The sequence below is a fragment of the Pseudoalteromonas sp. P1-26 genome, assembly GCF_001401795.1.
Classification (GTDB): domain Bacteria; phylum Pseudomonadota; class Gammaproteobacteria; order Enterobacterales; family Alteromonadaceae; genus Pseudoalteromonas.
The window spans coordinates 1-17,406 of record NZ_LKDX01000065.1 but is presented as its reverse complement, the minus strand read 5'-3'; the positions used below and the strand labels follow the sequence as shown (position 1 = coordinate 17,406).

Sequence of the window (17,406 nt, the reverse complement as noted above, 5' to 3'; positions counted from 1 at the left end):
ACCCACCTGACCCCATGCCGAACTCAGTAGTGAAACGAAACAGCGCCGATGATAGTGTAGCAGCTGCTATGTGAAAGTAGGTCATCGCCGGGCTCCAAATAAGAGAAAGCCCGATTCGAAAGAGTCGGGCTTTTTTGCGTTTTAGCTGTCAGCTTTCAGCCGTCAGACGTCAGTTGAAATGTGGGGTTGTTTAGTACAGATACTCTCTCAGCAACAACCCCCGTAGGAGGCACTTCAGTGCCGAATTCAGACCATAAAAACACATTCATGGCTAAAGCCATTCCTACAAGTACACTTTGCCTAGAGCCTAGAGCCTAGAGCCTAGAGCCTAGAACCTCCACCTATCGGCTGATCGCTGACGGCTGAAAGCTGATAGCTCTGTGATGTGTTTGGTTTAGCTTCGCTCTACCCAACCTACGCCAGCCCTTTAAACTTTCCCCTTGCTAACTAGCAATTCACGACCAAATTTACCCTTTGTTGCAATTTTAATCTTGGTTTAGTACCTGAGCTATGTAAAACTATTTGCGTTTTTAAACCACAATCAGGTGACATGAATGTCTCAAATAAAAGCTTGGAAACTTATTAGCCTGTTTTGTTTGGTAAGCTTGCTTATGGGCTGTGAGTCGAAAGAAGAGCAGCTGAAACAAACAATACAACAATCCATAGAAAAAGCTGAAGTTGAATTAAATCAACTCGGTACAGCGCTTGATAATGGCTCTTTGCGTAATGCGACGATACTTAAACAATACGGCAAGGTGCTTGCTGAGCAGCAACCACAACTTTCTGAGATCGCTCGTGTAATTAGTCTTGATGCGACTCGTGAAGGGGCTATTTATTCAGGTCTTACACAACGCTTAGCTGATGTTAAGTCTACTTATCTAATACCACCATATGAAGATACTCTTCATCAACTTGATCTTATTCGTGATGCTGCCAAGCCATCTTTATTTCAAGATGCGCTTACCGATCCTATCAATATGCTTGCTGATATGTCGCAGGGGTCATTGGCGCGCGTTGGCGCAATTAGTGAAGCTGCTGAAGGCGAAAGTGTTGGTAACCAGTTAGTTGGCAACCCTAACTATGGGCAATGGCAAACAAATAGCAGCGGTACCAGCTTTTGGGTATGGTACGGGATGTATCGCATGTTGGGCGATGTATTCGACCGAGTTGAGTATGGTCGCTGGAGCCGTCACAGAAAGTACAGCTATTACAATGACTATGGCCGTTACCGTTATTCGAGCCCAAAACAGATTAAAGCACAACAAACGGTAGAGACACGTACTCGTCAGTCTTATCAACGCCAAGGTAAACAATTCACTAGTCCGTATGCCAAGAAGCGTAGTGGCGCATCTGGATTAAGCCGTAGCAGCTATACGCCGCCACGCACACGTAGTAGCTATGCTTCTAGCAGTAGTTACAGTAAAAGCTCTGGGTCATTACGTAACAGCTCGAGCAGAACATCACGTGGCATTAGCCGCGGTAAGTAGTGAAAAGAATAACCACCGGAGTTACAACACATGTATGAATTTAATGGAATAACCACTTGGTCGTTGCAAGCTTTAGCAATCGACTTTGCAATCATTATCGCTTTATTTGTCAGCCTAAAATTTATCAAAGGCTGGGTATCTAACTTACACGCTAATGATGAAATAACTGAGCGTGACAATTTTGCTTTTGGTATTAGTTTTGCGGCTGGGCTTGTGGCACTTGCTATTGTTCTTAGTGGCGTGAGCAGCGGCGCATTTGCACCGACTTTACAACAAGAAGCATTACAAATGCTAGGTTATGGTGTGATGGCGATTGTGCTTATCAAGCTAGGTCACTTCTTCCAAGACAAGGTAGCGCTTCGTAAAGTGAGCCTGCATGACGAAATCGTAAAAGGTAATGCTACTGCTGCACTCATTGATTTTGGCCATGTGGTGAGTGTAGCGATTGTCATTCGCTCTGCTTTATTTTGGGTTGCGACTGAAGGCTGGCATGGTGTTCCAATTGTGATCGCAGCTTTTGCCATTGGCAGCATTGCGATGCTACTGATCAGTCAATATCGAGTGCAGTTATTCAAGCGTACTAATCGCAGTGGTGATTGCTTACAGCAAGCGGTTATTGACGGTAACTTAGCAGTAGGTATTCGTTATGCTGGCTTTTTAGTGGGTAGTGCATTGGCATTAACGGCAGCATCAGGTATTGCTCCTTATGCGGCTGACAACATTGTTGCTAGTTTAGGTTACTGGGCATTAAGTGCAGCAGTGAGTTTAGTTGCTTTCATTTTACTACACTTAGTGACTATCAAAATCATCCTATCTGGTTGTGATATTTCAGATGAAGTGAACCGCCAGAAGAACGTGGGTGTAGCAGCTATCTCTGCAGCAATCTCATTTGCGATTGGTTCGACCATGGCAACCTTGTTAGGTGCCTAATTAAGTGTCTACTACAACAAGCGCCCCAAGTAGAGCCAATCTACTTGGGCATGATTTCCTATTAATAACTGTTATGGCCGTACTCGCTGGGTGCGGCCTTATTTATGAATACCTTCTATCTCATTATGCTGGTCGTGTCTTAGGCTCGGTCGAGAGTGCCATTTATGCCATGATCGGCACCATGATAGTCGCTATGGGTATCGGTGCATTTTTAGCACGTTGGTTTAAAGATGCATTTACTGCTTTCGCGTGGCTAGAGAGTATTATTGCTTTGGTCGGCATGGGCTGTATTTTAGCGATAGCGAGCGTTATCGCTGTCAGTTATTCACTGCCGCATATCTTCTCCGAAATTTTTAACTTGCCTGCAGATACCGTACTTAATGGCTATGTATTTGAAAAGCTACAAGAGTGGTCACGTTTCTTACCCTATGTGTTTGGTCTGTTACTCGGGCTATTGATCGGTATGGAGATCCCGTTGATTGCGCGTATTCGCCAGCAAGTTTATGGCCGCTTTTTAGAAAATAATGCGGGAACTATTTACGGGGCGGATTATATCGGTGCCGGTGTCGGTGCTGCTATTTGGGTGAGCATTATGCTTGCGATGCCAATTATGCAAGCAGCAGCTTGGACGGCGTTATTTAATATTATTGCTGGTCTCGTGTTTTTATGGCGCTATCATCAACATGTTCGCTTCGCTAAGTTACTGTTAGTTTGCCATGTACTGTTGTTAGTGTTTTTTGCGTTTGTGCTCGTGCTTGGCACCAGCTGGATGAAAAACCTAAGTAATGTTTTATACAAAGATAAAGTTATCTACTCGCAAGCAACTAAGTATCAGCACCTAGTTTTAACTGAGCGTTTGAGCCGCAATCAGCCCAATGCAATTACCGATCTTTACCTCAATGGCCGTTTACAATTCTCAAGTGTGGATGAGCAAATTTATCATTCTATGCTTGTCTATCCTGCTATGTTGGCTTCAAATCGTCATGACCGCGTGTTGATCATCGGGGGTGGTGATGGGCTTGCATTGCGTGATGTTTTGAAGTGGCCAGTAGAGCATGTCACCTTGGTTGACTTAGATGGTCAGTTGTTAAACTTATTTGGTAATGATGTCGGCGACTATGATGCGCCAGAGGAAATCAGAACACGTTTAACTGCGCTAAATAAGCACTCTATGAGCGATCCCCGCGCTGATATTCGCATTGCAGATGCCTTTTTAGAGGTCGAAGCTATGCTTGCTATAGGCGAGCGCTTTGACACTATTTTAATTGACCTACCAGACCCTAATCACCCTGATCTTAATAAGATGTACAGTGATTATTTTTATAATCATGTGCGTCAGTTGTTGGCACCTGATGGAGCTGTGGCCGTGCAATCAACATCGCCTTATCATGCGAAGAAAGCATTTTTGAGTATTGCTAAAACAATGAAAGCTGCTGGCTTTGGTTATGTTGAGCAATACCAACAGAATATTCCTTCGTTTGGTCAATGGGGTTGGACTATCGCGACCACTGCTGGCAAATCAGCAAGTCAGCGAATTCGCGAAACGAACGAATTACCCGTTCCATCTCGTTGGGTAAGCAAAGAATATTTATTGGCTTCTTTTGTGTTTCCGAATCATTTTTTTGAACAAGTAAACACGATTGAAGTCAATAGATTAGGTTCAGGAACCTTATATGATTATTACCGCCAAGCGTGGCAAGTTGAAACCGAATTGTACAAAAATTGATATTTTATAGTTGACATAATATGTCGGCTATGCAAATCTTAACTCAGACATAATATGTCAAAACGTAAAAAGGTGAGACATGGAATTAAATGAACTATCAATCAAACTGGCTTCTTTTGAAACAGAAGGTGTGAGCTTTGAGTCTTTCTTGATTGCCAACGAAGGTGAGCAAGATGTGTTACAAGTTATCGTCGATGGGAATGATGAGTTACCTATCTTTGTTACCCAAACAGAAGAGCAACTACTGTGTATAAGCTACCTGTTTGCTGAAAACGAAGTACAAGCAGATATGCGTAATGAGTTAAACGAAACGTTACTACGTTTAAATGTACCAATTCCATTAAGTGCATTTGCAAAAATTGATGATAAATACGCTATTTTTGGCGCGTTATCGGTTAATTCATCGTTTGATGATATTACCCATGAGTTGGTAACACTGGCAGACAATGCGATTGATGCACTTGAAGCCGTGACCATTTATTTAAACGATTAATTAGCAATTTCTGGAGTTAAGATTATGAGTATTTTAAAGAAACTATTTACAGCTGTACGTGGTGGCGCTCGTGAAGCAGGACAAGCAATTGTTGATGCAAACGGTATCCGTATCTTTGAACAAGAAATTGCTGATGCACAAAATGCCCTACAACGCGCTAAAAAAAGCCTTACCGAAGTAATGGCAAAAGAGATGCAAACGAAGCGTAAAATTAGCGCACTAGATGCATCAATTGCAGAACATGAAGCGTATGCAGGTCAAGCACTTGAAAAAGGCAATGAAGCGCTAGCATTAGAAATCGCAGAAAAAATCGGTGATTTTGAAGCTGAGAAAGCAGAGCACGAAGAAGTGTTAGCTGGTTTTAGTAACCACATTGTGCAACTAAAGCAGCAAGTTAAAGATGCTGAAAAGTCGATTAAAGAAAACCAACGTCAATTAACGATGGTTAAAACGACAGAGAGTGTTCAGCAAGCAACAATGGCTGTTAATAGCACGCTAAATACTAACAGCTCATCAATGACATCAGCACGTGAGTCTCTTGAGCGTATTAAGCAGCGTCAGCAAGACCGCCAAGACCAGTTAGGTGCGGCTAAGCAATTAGAAGCTGATACTAATGGCGATGATTTAAAAGCGAAAATGGCTGAAGCGGGTATTGGTGATACCAATCCGAAAAGCGCGGATATTCTGGCGCGTATTAAAGCAAAACAAAATAGCTAATCAGTTAACGGAAAGACAAAAGGTAACCCACGCACTGGGTTACCTTTTTTGCTTCAACAAGGAGTCAGCCAATGTTTAACTTTTTCAAATCTAAAAAAGCCCCAGAGCGTCAGCTTACTGATCCAAGCCAATTACTCGTTGGTGATATGCTGACGGTGATTGATTCGTTCGCTTACCCAAGCTGGTTAAAAGGACAAACACTGCGTGTTATTGATGTGCAAACGTATCAGTACCAACGTAGTGCAGAGTATGAGTTGGTACTCGAGAGTGAATCTGGCCAAGTGGTGTTTTTGCAAATTGAATCAGATGACGGTGAGCAATGGGCAAACTTTACGATCAAAATTCAACGCGACGATGTTGATGAGATTTTTACCCTTGATGAGTTCGCTCGTATTTTTGATGAAGACGAATTAACGGCAATTAACGTGCAAAATAGTCCGGAGCGTTTTAGTCACTTTTTAGCATCGAGCTACAAACAATCAGAAGCACCTTATGTGTGTTATTTCCATAATAAGGACTACCGCAATAAACCTTTACCTCGTTATGAAGACGAAGGTGGTGAGCCGTGTGAAATGATCTGTTTAAGCTCAGATGATGAATCGCATAGTTTAAATATTGAGATTTGGGAAGGCGGTGAAACAGAGGTATCACTGACGTTAACCAGACCAATTAGCGATATTGTTGACTTATTTCCTGGGGATGCCAAGTGAGTGATGCAAAAGCCAAATGGCAGCGTCAGGAGCAAGCCGTTAGAGCCACGCAAATGGCTTTTGATTTAAGCTCTGAAGTGCAAAAATCAATTAAGAAGCAAGCCATTGACCAAGAACTTACGCCATCAGATATGATCCGTAAGATTTTGGAGCTCGACGTTAAGTCGAAAAAAACCAGACAGCGTTTATCGTTTAACTTAAATGATGAAGAGATTGCTTTATTGGCTGAGCGCTTTGGTGTTGCAGCCGATGATAAGCGTGCTGTGAAGCAGCGCGTGGCTGAATTACTTATTGAACACAGTAAAAAAAGCTAAGGTTTTGCCTTTACTTCTTTAAGCCCTTACACTGAGGCTAGATGTTTTGAAGAAGTGGCATGACTGTGGATATTATTTTACTTGCGTATTTAGTTATTTTTGCATTATTTGGCACTGCAGCAAGTTACTTTGTTCGCTACATTTATGCTTACTGGGTGCATAATACAATGCAGGTTAAGTACATATATAAGGCCGGGATTTGTATCATCAGCGTGGTGATAGTATCCGGCCTTATTGCATTATTTACTTAATCTCGAATGCTTGGCACTGCTGTGAAATACACAGCGATTGTATAGGCAGAACTGGTGAGCAATCGTTAACAGTTAATGCTTGATCAGATGACTTTTCAGCGGCTGTAATTCGCTCTGCAAGTTGCTCTGCTTGCTCTTGTGTATTGTTTAACGTTGAATAAACCACATAGCGACTTGGCCCACCACATGCCCGCTCACCAACTTCTAACACCTTACATTGAAAGCTCGCGGTACAGCTATTATTGCTAACGATATCGTTCAGCTGATCGTTTAAATCACCTAAATCAACGCGCGCAGAACTACCCGACGTTGTTGTTTCGCAACCGCTTAAAGCAATGCTTGCTAACACAGTTGTGGTGATGAAAAGTTTCTTGAAAGTCGATGAACGAACCATTATTGCTTATTCCTTAGTATACACTTGCCGCTGAGCCTTCGATTCTAACACAAGTATTCTCAGAACACTGCGCACCTGGTGCGGTTAGATGCTGACAAATACTCATCATGTCGTTTGCTGCGTTAAATTGCTTTTCAAGGGCGGTGATATCTTTTGCAAGCTTTTCAACCTCAGCAGTGTCAGCTGTTTTGGTTGAATAAACAATAAAGCTACTTGGGCCGCCACAAGCACGACTACCAACAGGTAATACTTTACATTGGGTGCTGTTGTCACAGCTTGGATCATCGATTAATTGTTTAAGTTGCTCATGGGCAGAGCCAATAGTGGCTTTATCTGGGGCTGCTTTGGTCACTTCCTCAGCGTTTTTTATTTCAACGGCTTTTGGTGCCTCGACAAGTTTATTGCTGGTTGCCGTTGATTCGGCTTGCTCATTAGTTGCAGCGTCCGAGCACGCAGTTAATAACACAGGAAATAAAATTGCCAATAGTGGATAGCGCATAACATACCTAAAAATCGTTGAATAAGTACTCACTATCATACACATTGCTCAAAGTGGAGCAATAAAAACGTTAGCTTTCAGTAAGTAGCTCTGTATTCACAGAGCTACAATAAGATAAAAGTTTTACAGCTATCTGCAATGAATAGGTATTACAAACCACCTTGGGTTAGTTTGGCTGGGTTCAATAACTCGCTCAGTTCTTCGCGTGAAATATCCGTATGCTCAGCAGCAACATCAATAATAGGGCGACCTTCTTGATAAGCTAATTTGGCAATTTTTGCGGCTTTGCTATAGCCGATCACCGGATTAAGTGCAGTAACCAGAATTGGGTTTTTAGCGAGCGCTTTATCAACATTGCTTTGGTTTACTTTAAAGCTGGCAATCGCTTTATCTGCCAGTGCTTCACTGCTATTTGCTAAAAGTTCGATACTTTGCAAAATGTTTAGGGCAATCACAGGTAGCATTACATTGAGCTCAAAGTTACCGGCTTGACCAGCCACTGTAATGGTCGCGTCATTGCCAATTACTTGTGCGCTGACCATAGCCGCCGCTTCAGGGATCACAGGGTTTACTTTACCCGGCATAATTGATGAACCTGGCTGTAGAGCTTCAAGTTCAATTTCACCAAGACCTGCAAGTGGGCCAGAGTTCATCCAGCGCAAGTCATTGGCTATTTTCATTTGTGCTACAGCAAGTACCTTTAGCTGGCCTGAGAGCGCAACAATGGCGTCTTGTGAGCCTATGTTATAAAAGAAGTTTTTGCTTGGGCTAAAGCGAATACCTACATTCTCACTCAAGTGTTGGCAAAACTCACCGGCAAATGCTGGATCGGCATTTATGCCGGTACCAACTGCTGTGCCACCTTGTGCAAGTTCACAAACTCGCTCAAGAGCTTGGCGAATGCCTGCCATTGCATGATCCACTTGTAACTGCCATGCAGCCAGTGTTTGTGAAAAACTCACAGGCATTGCATCCATTAAATGTGTGCGACCGGTTTTCACAATATGGCCCACTTCGGCTTGTTTGCTTTGTAGGCTTTGACTGAGTTTATCGAGTTTAGGAAACAGCTCATAAATGATGTTAATAGCGCTACTTACAGCAATCGCAGTGGGGATCACATCATTTGAGCTTTGTCCCATGTTCACATCATCGTTGGGGTGAATGGTTTCCCCTGCAAATTGGCTCGCCAGCGTTGCAATGACTTCATTGGCATTCATATTTGAGCTAGTGCCAGAGCCTGTCTGAAATACATCAACAGGAAACTCTGAAAAATGTTTACCGTCGATGACCTCTTGGCATGCTTGCTCAATAGCTTTAGCTTTACCTTGACTCAAATGGCCTAAAGCAGCATTACTTTGCGCGGCAGCTTGCTTAATGTAGGCGAGGGCGGTGATAAATTGCTTAGGCATGGCTAAGCCACTAATTTTGAAGTTATTGATAGCGCGTTGCGTTTGAGCTTGATACAACGCATTGGCAGGGACTTGTAGTTCACCCATGCTATCTGATTCGGTTCTAAATTGGCTCATAAACACTCCTAAATCGGGTTAAATTCTTGGCTGAGAAGACACGCTTCTCGCTCCAAACTGAAATACTTTTCAATACAGTTATGAGTTTTGTAGTAACGCTTTAGCGCAAGTTGCGGTTTATAAAGCTGAGCCAAACATTGTTTACGAATTGCATTATGCACTAATGAATCACACATCTTTTCAAGTAGTTCATAAAAGGTGCGCCTTAGATACAGCTCTTGCAAAATAAAGTTGTGATGCTTTTCGTAATAGCGTGCAATGTTTAAACCCGCTTCAACATAGTTAGCAACAAGTGCAGGGGCATGTAGCCCAGGTCTTTGGCAAACACATTTCATTTGCCGCTGATAATGGAGCATAGCATTGTGAGAGTGCATAGAAAAACCGATTAACTGTAATGATAATTGTTATCATTACAGTTAATCGGTTTTAGTGCAAGTCTTATATAATGAAGCTAAGACTGAATGGATTAACTGTGTGTGATTAATTGTAGCCGAGAATAAAAATCTGGTCTGTTTCATGTTTTTTCGGCGCCTGTACATTTTCTTTGTTACATTGAGAAAGAAGATCGATCACGGTTGCTCTGTCGTCACAACTTGTTAAGGCGGCTTTTTCGCTTTCAGCACGTTCGCTGGCTGCAAGTGCTGCATCTACAGCGGTGTAGGGTGAGATATACATAATATTGCTCCTATTGGTTAACTCACTTAGGAAATAGCATAAGCTGTACCAATATTGATCAATAAATTTAACTTGTTGAAAATAATGGTTTTATATTTTTAACTAATAAATTCACCGCGACTTTATTATTTATTTTTGCTTTACTGTTGTGCACTAATTACCAAACATGGTGCACTAATTTGTATGGATAAGCCCTTCTCTCAAGCCTGTGAAAACAACAAATTACCTATTTTAAACGTATTAGAAGCGTTCTTTTCTGATGTGACGGATGTATTAGAAGTCGGCTCAGGTACTGGGCAACATAGTGTGCATTTTGCAACGCATTTAGCACATTTGCAGTGGCATTGTAGTGATCGCGAGGTTAATCACCCGGGGATTTTACAATGGCATCAAGAAGCTGCATTAACTAACTTGCATGCGCCACTGACACTCGACCTTAATGATCCTTGGCCGGTTGAAACTGTGAATGCCATTTTCACCGCGAACACAATGCACATTATTAGCTGGCCACTGGTGGAGCGCTTTTTCCAAGGTGTAGCAAAGCACTTAGCGCCAAAAGGTAAGCTGTGTATTTATGGACCATTTAAGTACCAAGGTAAGTTTACCAGTGCTAGTAATGCTGAATTTGATGCTTTTTTAAAACAGCAAGATGCAAATAGTGCGATTCGTGATTTTGAAGCGATTTGCCAACTTGCAGAGCAAGCTGGCTTATCCTTTGTTGAAGATGTGCAAATGCCAGCGAATAACCAATTATTGCTGTTTAAAAGGCAGTAAGCTTTCGCATTGGGCTTTATAGAGCGCCATATGTTGGCGTTCTCTAGTTATAAAATCGCTAATGGCAGCTGCAAAATCACCGTGCTGAATATGATGCAGTGAATAGGTATTTACGGGCTTAAAACCGCGACTTATTTTATGCTCACCTTGCGCGCCAGAATGGAACTGTTTAAGTTTGTTGGCAATGCAGTATTCAATACCTTGATAATAGCAAAGCTCAAAGTGCAAACTATCGAGCTCATAGTTCGTTCCCCAGTAACGACCATACAAACAGTTCTGATCTTTAAAACTGAGAGTGGCGGCAATCACCTCTCCTTGATATTTAGCGAACATTAGCACCAGTTTGTCGGCCATGCTTTGCTGCAATAACTCGAAAAAGGCGGTATTCAAATAACCATTGTGGCCTGAGCGCTTTAAATAGGTTTGGCGGTAAAAATGACTAAATTGCTGCATGTGCTGTTTGCTGATGTCAGCACCTTCTATCCATTCTACGGCTATCTGCTGTTCAGTTATTTTAGCGCGTTCTTTTTTGAGCGATTTACGCTTTCTTGCGGTGAGTGAAGCTAAAAAATCCTCAAAGCAATTATAGCCTTCATTAAACCACTGAAACTGCACGCCATGACGTTGCATTACGGTATCGCTAGTTAATGCAGTCGCTTGTTGCTGGTGGCAAAAATTTATATGCCAACCTGACCAGCCTAACTGCGCTGCTGTTGCTGTGAGTGCATGCTGAGTGTAAGCATAGACTTCAGTGGGGTTATCGTGATTTATACTAATTCGTTGCCCAGCAATAGGTGTGAATGGTACGCCACACAGCCATTTGGGGTAATACTCTAGGCCATGTTGTTGATAGGCTTCAGCCCAAGCCCAGTCAAATACATATTCACCATAAGAGTGGTGTTTTAGATACCCGGGTAGTAAGGCTATGACCTGTTCTTGCTGGTAAATTGCTAGGTGCATAGGTTGCCAACCCGACTCTTCACTCACACAGCCCGTTTGTTCTAAAGCCGCTAAAAAAGCGTGATCAGTAAAGGGCGTATCATCAAAAAATGATTGCCAAAGAGTGGCATCAATCTCGCTTATTTGATTAAACCAGCGGTGGCTAAACTCACTCATTGTTCAGCCGATTCAATATCTTTGATGAAACCGTTGATATGCATAGCAAGCTTATCGAAATAAGGGTTAAACGTGAGTCGTGCAAAGGGTTTGTGCGCTTGTAAATTTTCGGCTGTGCGTTCACCCATCACAACGTCTTTTTGGTATTTGCAGGCTGTATAAAGCTTGTCGTCATCTAAGTAGCTTCCGCAATTGCGATACAATGCTGTGCGACCGTAGTAAGGGTTGCTGGGTGTATTAACAATACCAATATGTGACATTCCTTTGATTTTTTTACAGTCATCGGTGTCGCAGTCATCACGAATTATTTGGTAATCAGCTGGAAAGCTGGCGGGAATATTATCGTCATCACCATAGTATACAAGGCGATCAAGCTGGTTATTTTTGCGCGTTTTTGGGTCGTGCAGCTTAGTTAAAATCTTAAAGGTTGCTTGGTTATCTATTGTGGTGTCAACATCACTAAAAGTGCTAAATATCGCTACATTAGGGAGTTGGCGATGACGTAGTTCATCAAGGCTAATACGGCTCATTGCTTCGTGACTAGCTGAGGCTGCACTAAATGGAAACGACTCATACTTGGCAAAATCAAGGTCCGCATCTTTATCAATCCAATTCACAAATGGAATCGCATCAACCCATTTCGCCAGCCAACCGTTTTTATTGTGTGGCTCGCTTGCGGGTGAAAACAACATAGCAGCAGTAATCTTATTATCGACCGGGCCTTGAGTTAAGTAATCAATAACCAGTGCAGCACCCGTTGAGTAGCCCCCTAATATCACCTGATCAAAATCTTTTAATGTGCGCTCAATGGCATACACGCTAGCCTTTTGCCAATCATCGGCATCGATGTCTCTAAGTGCTGCAGGAGCGGTACCATGCCCAGGTAGTAAAATTGTGCGTACCGTATACCCTTGTTGATAATACACTTGTGCAAGGTCGTGATAGGTAAAGGGTGAGTCGGTTAAACCGTGGATCAAGAGCACTGCTTTACGGCTATTGGCCTGTTTAAGTTCAAATGGGCTTATTAAATCGGCAACAGTCGCGTTAGCTGGTCGAGCGCCTTGTGCAACAAGCTGCTGATAGGTGTCTGTGTAAACAGGGCATGGCAAATTAGCGCGCGGGTTTTCGCTACTAATTTGCAGGTAAGCAGCGGTTAAATAGTCACTAAATGCTTGCTCGATATTATAGCTAAAGGTGCTATGGGTGCGTGGTAATGGCTCTCTAAACAGTCCTTCGCGCTTACTTTTCATCATCAGTTCTTGGTCTTCAAGCTGAGTAAGGCAGGTTTGTTGCTGTGCCATTAATGAGCTGCTAAATAGCCCACTGATGGCCGAAGAGATAGCAACTAAGTTGATGAATTTCATATTTTAAGCATCCTTTTAAAGCCTATTTTTAGCTTATCGAGTTATGTTTTATTTGCAAGCAAGGTGCGTCAAGCGAGCGGTAAATGACGCTTAGTGAATGCTTGTTTTAAGACCACTGTCGATTCGATGTTAGCAATACAATCAATACTACCTAATTTATGTTTCACAAAGCTTTCATAGCTTTCTAAATCAGCGGCAACGATCTTCAGCAGGTAATCATAACTGCCTGAAATAACAGAACACTCAAGTACATGGTCAAGCTTCTCAACCTGCTGTTCAAATTGCTCAGCAGCGGTAACAGAGTTCTGGTTTAAGCGAACAAAGGCATACACAGACACATTTAAATCAACGGCTTTAGGATTGATGGCAGCATGGTAACCACTGATCACATTTGCTGATTCGAGCTTTTTAATGCGGCGTAGGCAAGGGGTATCGGACAGGCTAACCGAGTGTGCCAGCTCTGAGACAGAAGTTCTCGCATTATCCTGTAAAGCATTAAGTAATTGTTGGTCTTTTTTATCTAATTTCATTTTTATTTGAGTGATTTTCACTAATCTAGATGGATTCTAGTCTATATTTTGGCGATTAGCACTCATTGAACTCTGTTAACATTATCGCAATATAATTATTTTGGAGTGAGCCTGTGACTGAGAACACTAAGGCATTTGATAGCTGGCTTCGCACCCGTTTTGTTGAGATCAACAGCGAATTAGAAAAACTATATTGGCAACAAGACGATAAAGCGAATGTAGAGGGTGTCGGTGAGCACCTTAAACGTCAATTAGAGCAAGAAGGTAATGAGCATATTCGTGCATTACTGGCAGAGGGCAATACCGATGAAGGCTTTGATAATGCCTTTGACTTATTAGGTAATGTTGGCTTGTATATGGCGGCATGCCGTCGCCATGAGATCACTGAGCCTTCTCGTGAAACAAGTTCACCGCTTGTTGAAGCTTCTGCGTTGGCAATGCACATTGGTGCATCTATTGGCGTAACCCCACGTTTTGCAACGGCACATTTAACCACCCACAATAAAGCGGTTGATGGTTTGTATAAGCGCTTTACTGACCTTGAAGATGAGAAAATCTTTATTGATTACAATACCAAGGGCATTTTAGCGTATAAGCGCGCGGCAGATGCTTTATTAAAAATTCAGCCATTAGGGATATCACACCCTATCGCAGCAGATTTACTCGCAGTGGCAAAACAAGCATTGCTTGATGTGATTGAGTCGAATAATACGTTATACAACAAGCTCGATACAGACCGCTTTTTCTATTGTGTACGCCCTTATTACAAGCCGTATCGAGTAGGTAAAGAGGTATATCGTGGCGCGAATGCCGGTGATTTTGCGGGCATTAATGTTATCGATTTATTGCTTGGTCTTTGTTTTGCTAATGAACCTAGTTACTCGCAAATGCTGGTGGATAAATTCTTGTATATGATGCCTGAAGATCAACAGATCCTGCGTGAAAGCATGCGTATGACAAGCATTATGGATGACTTTTTAGCGGCAGAAGCTGAGCGCGATAGCGAATGGTTACAAACTAACTTAAAGCTGTTCATTCAAGTGTGTAAACTGCATGGTGATACTGCCATTGGCCACCATAATCAGTTGGTCAGTAAATACATAGCGCAGCCTTCACAGCAAATGCAGCAACAACATATGGATAAAGTCACTGCCAGTGGGCCGCCTTTGCATGTGTTACTTAACTCACTAGAGCAGTTACGTGATCGCCGTGCGGCAGCAAAAAGGGACGATATTCGAACTCGGTTTGATGATTTAACTAAGTTAAAACAGTGGATTAAGTAATGAGTAAAGACGATTTTGTAATTCCACAAGGCAGCTATTTGCTTAACCACTCTGTTGGGCGCCCCTTAAAATCTGCTGAGCAGCATTTTCATCAGCAGTTTTTTGCTGCTTGGCAAAATGAAAATAAAGAACCATGGCAACAGTGGTTGCAAGGTGTTGAGGCATTTACGAGTAGTCTCGCTAAATTATTTAACTCGCACAGTGAGTTATTTTGTCCACAAGTTAACTTATCGAGTGGTTTAACCAAGCTGTTGATGTCGCACCCGCGACTTCAACAAGAAAATTGCAAAGTATTGATGGCCGAAAGTGACTTTCCAAGTATGGGTTTTGCGATGCAAAAGGCCCTACCGGAAAGTGCTGAAATCGTGTTTATAGGTAAGCATGAAGACCTAACCGATGCGCAGATTTGGCAGTCATATTTAGCGAAAAATGATATTGATTTAGTCTTTATTAGCCATGTTTATTCAAACACGGGTCAGCAAGCGCCTATTCATGAAATTATAAATATCGCGAAACAACACAACACATTGAGCTTACTAGATGTTGCGCAGTCTGCGGGTATTTTAGAGGTCGACTTAACTAAGCTTGATGCCGATTTTATGTTGGGCTCGAGTGTTAAATGGTTATGTGGTGGGCCTGGTGCTGCTTATTTATGGGTTAGCAGCAAGCAGCTTTCACTTTGTCAGCCACAAGATGTTGGTTGGTTTTCTCATCAAAATCCGTTTGAGTTTGATATTAAGCACTTTGCTTATCATCAAACCGCATTGCGCTTTTGGGGCGGTACCCCTTCAGTTGCACCTTATATTTTGGCTTCGCATAGTATTAATTACTTTGCTGATCTTGGTATTGAGAAAGTACGTGCTCATAACTTAGCAATGCTCGCGCAGTTTCATGATCAATTAGCTGATTATATGCGCTCACCAATACAGGCTGACAAATGCTCTGGTACGGCTATTATGCATTTTGGCGAGCAACAAGCGGCTGTTAAAGCTGCGCTTATTGCAGCGAATATTGCGGTTGATGAACGTCACTTAGGCTTAAGAGTCTCTGCTCATATTTATAATGATCAGCAGGATATAGATACTTTTATCACGACTGTGAAAAGCGCTTTAAATTAAGTGCTTGTCGAGCCTTTGCTTTGACTGAACGCCAATGCGTCATTGGTTTTTCTGGGACCAGCGCTAAAACTTGCTCAAAGTCGATGTCATCAATACTGACTTCGTTGCTGTGGGCAAACATAATCCGTTTTGGTTGTAGCGCTTTTAGCATCAACAAAGAGCTTAAATACAGCTTAGGGTAAAAAACAGGAAAGGGTGGCACAAGCTGCCCTTTTACTTTTACTAGTAAATCAGCAATGTAAATTCGCTCGCTAGGAATATGATAAAGGCTAATATCTCGGTCAGTGTGACCTGGGCTATGTAGTGCTTGCCAATCGTCAAAGCCGGGTAGGGTTGCATCAGTAGCAAGGTAATAATCTGCATCTAGATGGCGGCTGTACCAAAGGTTGTGGCGTTTTTTATTTAACCTACCTGCGACCCACCAAGCCAAAGCGATATCGGTTAAATGCATTAAGAAACCATCAATGCCTCTATACCATTGACCTGGAGCGTTCGACGTAGCTATTTTGCCGCCACTTAACTTTCTTAGTGCATGCGCTCCACCGGCATGATCTGGGTGCATATGGGTGACTACAATCAGTTTTAAGTCAGTGATGGGGCGCTTTAGTTGTTCGGTAATATAGTCAAATACAGTATCAACATCAGCACGGCAACACCCATCAAGCAGCATCAATTTATCTGGATATTCAACTAAATAGATATTTTGAATATAACCTTCGAGCGTGTGAATGTGCAAAACAATTGACCCTTAAACTAAATCAGCAAATGTTGTTATATCATGTCTGACCAGTTTTAGTAAGTTAAGCTAATTGGATTGCGTGCCTCGCTCTTTGAGCTGCTTTTTGTTTTCTTCTAACTGTGCTACCTGTTTTTCGAGGATGCTGATTTGGCTCTTATAGTAAGCGTTAATACGCTCACTTTGTTTGCTGATAGCATCATCAATAGACGCTGCGCCTAACCTATTTGCGGCATCTTGCGTCATATTATTGAGTTTATCGATGCGCTCACTTTGTTGTTTTTGTAGTTCTTTAATTTCTAGCTGAAGGCGCTCTATTTCACGATCGGCTTTTTGAATTTTTAAATAATCTTCAACACTTAAGTCGGCAGGCTTTTGTGGTTTTTGCGGCTGCTCTGTAGCTGGTGTTTGGCTAGTTGCTGGTGGCGGTGCAATTTTCACGATTACTGCATCTTTTCCACAAGGCTGTTCCGTAAAAGTGGCAACCCCGTCAATCATGCACTTATAAATAGTGGCTTGACTGTTGGTGCAGGTAAGTAGGGCAAGAGTAAAAAATGCAAAACGAAACATAGCATCACTTTGTGTAGCAAATAGATACTTAGCATGCATGAAATATAATGAAGTGTGCAAGTTTTCGGGCATAAAAAAACCGCTTAAAAGCGGTTTTTAATAATAAAATGGTGGAGAAGGAGGGATTCGAACCCTCGATAGAGCTACAAACCCTATACTCCCTTAGCAGGGGAGCGCCTTCGGCCACTCGGCC

21 protein-coding genes are annotated in these 17,406 nt (G+C 42.4%); 11 read left to right on the top strand and 10 right to left on the bottom strand.

Annotation, left to right across the window (positions count from 1 at the left end; all coding sequences use genetic code 11):
- Positions 1 to 554: 554 nt before the first annotated feature.
- The 8 genes from AN394_RS19850 (at position 555) to AN394_RS19815 (ending at position 6,628) form a co-directional block, all read left to right on the top strand.
- Entirely contained in the window at positions 555 to 1,487 is a 933-nt protein-coding gene (locus AN394_RS19850) for a hypothetical protein (RefSeq protein ID WP_054554600.1), read from the top strand.
- A gap of 30 nt (positions 1,488 to 1,517) precedes the next feature.
- On the top strand, positions 1,518 to 2,417 hold the full coding sequence (locus AN394_RS19845; protein WP_055022362.1) for a DUF350 domain-containing protein: 900 nt from the start codon (positions 1,518 to 1,520) through the stop codon (positions 2,415 to 2,417).
- A 73-nt stretch (positions 2,418 to 2,490) separates the two neighbouring features.
- Positions 2,491 to 4,143, top strand: coding sequence for a polyamine aminopropyltransferase (locus AN394_RS19840; protein WP_408003018.1), 1,653 nt, complete (start codon positions 2,491 to 2,493; stop codon positions 4,141 to 4,143).
- 79 nt (positions 4,144 to 4,222) lie between these two features.
- Positions 4,223 to 4,636 carry a YjfI family protein gene (locus tag AN394_RS19835; protein WP_054563728.1) on the top strand — a complete coding sequence of 138 codons (414 nt, stop codon included), beginning with the start codon at positions 4,223 to 4,225 and terminating at the stop codon, positions 4,634 to 4,636.
- 24 nt (positions 4,637 to 4,660) lie between these two features.
- Positions 4,661 to 5,353 carry a PspA/IM30 family protein gene (locus tag AN394_RS19830; RefSeq protein ID WP_054563727.1) on the top strand — a complete coding sequence of 231 codons (693 nt, stop codon included), beginning with the start codon at positions 4,661 to 4,663 and terminating at the stop codon, positions 5,351 to 5,353.
- A gap of 71 nt (positions 5,354 to 5,424) precedes the next feature.
- A complete protein-coding gene (locus AN394_RS19825) occupies positions 5,425 to 6,063 on the top strand; it encodes a hypothetical protein (protein WP_055022360.1) in 639 nt (212 codons plus the stop codon).
- The gene (locus AN394_RS19820) at positions 6,060 to 6,377 is read left to right on the top strand and encodes a hypothetical protein (protein ID WP_054554605.1); all 318 of its coding nucleotides are present in this window, start codon (positions 6,060 to 6,062) and stop codon (positions 6,375 to 6,377) included. Before AN394_RS19825 ends, AN394_RS19820 begins: the two co-directional genes overlap by 4 nt.
- Positions 6,378 to 6,442: 65 nt before the next feature.
- Complete coding sequence (locus AN394_RS19815) at positions 6,443 to 6,628, top strand: hypothetical protein (protein ID WP_054554683.1); 186 nt, start codon at positions 6,443 to 6,445, stop codon at positions 6,626 to 6,628.
- On the opposite strand, the gene AN394_RS19810 is transcribed toward AN394_RS19815, so the two are convergent.
- The 5 genes from AN394_RS19810 to AN394_RS19790 form a co-directional block, all read right to left on the bottom strand.
- Positions 6,621 to 7,022, bottom strand: coding sequence for a hypothetical protein (locus AN394_RS19810; protein WP_055022359.1), 402 nt, complete (start codon positions 7,020 to 7,022; stop codon positions 6,621 to 6,623). The two genes, AN394_RS19815 and AN394_RS19810, sit on opposite strands and share 8 nt — an antisense overlap.
- 13 nt (positions 7,023 to 7,035) lie before the next feature.
- Complete coding sequence (locus AN394_RS19805; protein ID WP_055022358.1) at positions 7,036 to 7,521, bottom strand: hypothetical protein; 486 nt, start codon at positions 7,519 to 7,521, stop codon at positions 7,036 to 7,038.
- A 149-nt stretch (positions 7,522 to 7,670) separates the two neighbouring features.
- On the bottom strand, positions 7,671 to 9,047 hold the full coding sequence (locus AN394_RS19800; RefSeq protein ID WP_055022357.1) for an aspartate ammonia-lyase: 1,377 nt from the start codon (positions 9,045 to 9,047) through the stop codon (positions 7,671 to 7,673).
- Between the two features lie 8 nt (positions 9,048 to 9,055).
- The gene (locus tag AN394_RS19795; protein WP_082423031.1) at positions 9,056 to 9,382 is read right to left on the bottom strand and encodes a hypothetical protein; all 327 of its coding nucleotides are present in this window, start codon (positions 9,380 to 9,382) and stop codon (positions 9,056 to 9,058) included.
- A gap of 145 nt (positions 9,383 to 9,527) precedes the next feature.
- A complete protein-coding gene (locus tag AN394_RS19790) occupies positions 9,528 to 9,722 on the bottom strand; it encodes a hypothetical protein (RefSeq protein ID WP_054554610.1) in 195 nt (64 codons plus the stop codon).
- A 183-nt stretch (positions 9,723 to 9,905) separates the two neighbouring features.
- On the opposite strand from AN394_RS19790, the gene AN394_RS19785 reads away from it, so the two are divergent.
- Positions 9,906 to 10,496, top strand: a complete 591-nt coding sequence (locus AN394_RS19785; RefSeq protein WP_055022355.1) for a DUF938 domain-containing protein — start codon at positions 9,906 to 9,908, stop codon at positions 10,494 to 10,496.
- Here the strand turns inward: AN394_RS19785 and AN394_RS19780 are convergent.
- The 3 genes from AN394_RS19780 to AN394_RS19770 form a co-directional block, all read right to left on the bottom strand.
- Positions 10,473 to 11,612: a GNAT family N-acetyltransferase gene (locus tag AN394_RS19780; RefSeq protein WP_055022354.1), complete on the bottom strand. Its 1,140-nt coding sequence runs from the start codon at positions 11,610 to 11,612 to the stop codon at positions 10,473 to 10,475. The two genes, AN394_RS19785 and AN394_RS19780, sit on opposite strands and share 24 nt — an antisense overlap.
- The gene (locus AN394_RS19775; protein WP_055022353.1) at positions 11,609 to 12,976 is read right to left on the bottom strand and encodes a carboxylesterase; all 1,368 of its coding nucleotides are present in this window, start codon (positions 12,974 to 12,976) and stop codon (positions 11,609 to 11,611) included. Before AN394_RS19775 ends, AN394_RS19780 begins: the two co-directional genes overlap by 4 nt.
- Positions 12,977 to 13,044: 68 nt before the next feature.
- Positions 13,045 to 13,506, bottom strand: a complete 462-nt coding sequence (locus AN394_RS19770) for an Lrp/AsnC family transcriptional regulator (RefSeq protein ID WP_054563719.1) — start codon at positions 13,504 to 13,506, stop codon at positions 13,045 to 13,047.
- Positions 13,507 to 13,619: 113 nt separating this feature from the next.
- Between AN394_RS19770 and AN394_RS19765 the strand changes: the two genes are divergently transcribed.
- Both AN394_RS19765 and AN394_RS19760 read left to right on the top strand, forming a co-directional pair.
- Complete coding sequence (locus tag AN394_RS19765; RefSeq protein WP_054563718.1) at positions 13,620 to 14,789, top strand: monodechloroaminopyrrolnitrin synthase PrnB family protein; 1,170 nt, start codon at positions 13,620 to 13,622, stop codon at positions 14,787 to 14,789.
- A complete protein-coding gene (locus tag AN394_RS19760) occupies positions 14,789 to 15,907 on the top strand; it encodes an aminotransferase class V-fold PLP-dependent enzyme (protein ID WP_054563717.1) in 1,119 nt (372 codons plus the stop codon). Before AN394_RS19765 ends, AN394_RS19760 begins: the two co-directional genes overlap by 1 nt.
- On the opposite strand, the gene AN394_RS19755 is transcribed toward AN394_RS19760, so the two are convergent.
- Together AN394_RS19755 and AN394_RS19750 are read right to left on the bottom strand one after the other, a co-directional pair.
- Complete coding sequence (locus tag AN394_RS19755) at positions 15,879 to 16,643, bottom strand: MBL fold metallo-hydrolase (RefSeq protein ID WP_054563716.1); 765 nt, start codon at positions 16,641 to 16,643, stop codon at positions 15,879 to 15,881. The genes AN394_RS19760 and AN394_RS19755 overlap by 29 nt on opposite strands.
- Before the next feature lie 69 nt (positions 16,644 to 16,712).
- Positions 16,713 to 17,213 carry a DUF4124 domain-containing protein gene (locus AN394_RS19750; protein ID WP_160316773.1) on the bottom strand — a complete coding sequence of 167 codons (501 nt, stop codon included), beginning with the start codon at positions 17,211 to 17,213 and terminating at the stop codon, positions 16,713 to 16,715.
- Positions 17,214 to 17,406: the final 193 nt, after the last annotated feature.

Coding starts and splice junctions, on each gene's coding strand:
- AN394_RS19850 (WP_054554600.1), top strand. CDS start 555: ATGTCTCAAATAAAAGCTTGGAAACTTATTAGCCTGTTTTGTTTGGTA.
- AN394_RS19845 (WP_055022362.1), top strand. CDS start 1,518: ATGTATGAATTTAATGGAATAACCACTTGGTCGTTGCAAGCTTTAGCA.
- AN394_RS19840 (WP_408003018.1), top strand. CDS start 2,491: ATGGCCGTACTCGCTGGGTGCGGCCTTATTTATGAATACCTTCTATCT.
- AN394_RS19835 (WP_054563728.1), top strand. CDS start 4,223: ATGGAATTAAATGAACTATCAATCAAACTGGCTTCTTTTGAAACAGAA.
- AN394_RS19830 (WP_054563727.1), top strand. CDS start 4,661: ATGAGTATTTTAAAGAAACTATTTACAGCTGTACGTGGTGGCGCTCGT.
- AN394_RS19825 (WP_055022360.1), top strand. CDS start 5,425: ATGTTTAACTTTTTCAAATCTAAAAAAGCCCCAGAGCGTCAGCTTACT.
- AN394_RS19810 (WP_055022359.1), bottom strand. CDS start 7,022: ATGGTTCGTTCATCGACTTTCAAGAAACTTTTCATCACCACAACTGTG.
- AN394_RS19805 (WP_055022358.1), bottom strand. CDS start 7,521: ATGCGCTATCCACTATTGGCAATTTTATTTCCTGTGTTATTAACTGCG.
- AN394_RS19800 (WP_055022357.1), bottom strand. CDS start 9,047: ATGAGCCAATTTAGAACCGAATCAGATAGCATGGGTGAACTACAAGTC.
- AN394_RS19795 (WP_082423031.1), bottom strand. CDS start 9,382: ATGAAATGTGTTTGCCAAAGACCTGGGCTACATGCCCCTGCACTTGTT.
- AN394_RS19790 (WP_054554610.1), bottom strand. CDS start 9,722: ATGTATATCTCACCCTACACCGCTGTAGATGCAGCACTTGCAGCCAGC.
- AN394_RS19785 (WP_055022355.1), top strand. CDS start 9,906: ATGGATAAGCCCTTCTCTCAAGCCTGTGAAAACAACAAATTACCTATT.
- AN394_RS19780 (WP_055022354.1), bottom strand. CDS start 11,612: ATGAGTGAGTTTAGCCACCGCTGGTTTAATCAAATAAGCGAGATTGAT.
- AN394_RS19775 (WP_055022353.1), bottom strand. CDS start 12,976: ATGAAATTCATCAACTTAGTTGCTATCTCTTCGGCCATCAGTGGGCTA.
- AN394_RS19770 (WP_054563719.1), bottom strand. CDS start 13,506: ATGAAATTAGATAAAAAAGACCAACAATTACTTAATGCTTTACAGGAT.
- AN394_RS19760 (WP_054563717.1), top strand. CDS start 14,789: ATGAGTAAAGACGATTTTGTAATTCCACAAGGCAGCTATTTGCTTAAC.
- AN394_RS19750 (WP_160316773.1), bottom strand. CDS start 17,213: ATGTTTCGTTTTGCATTTTTTACTCTTGCCCTACTTACCTGCACCAAC.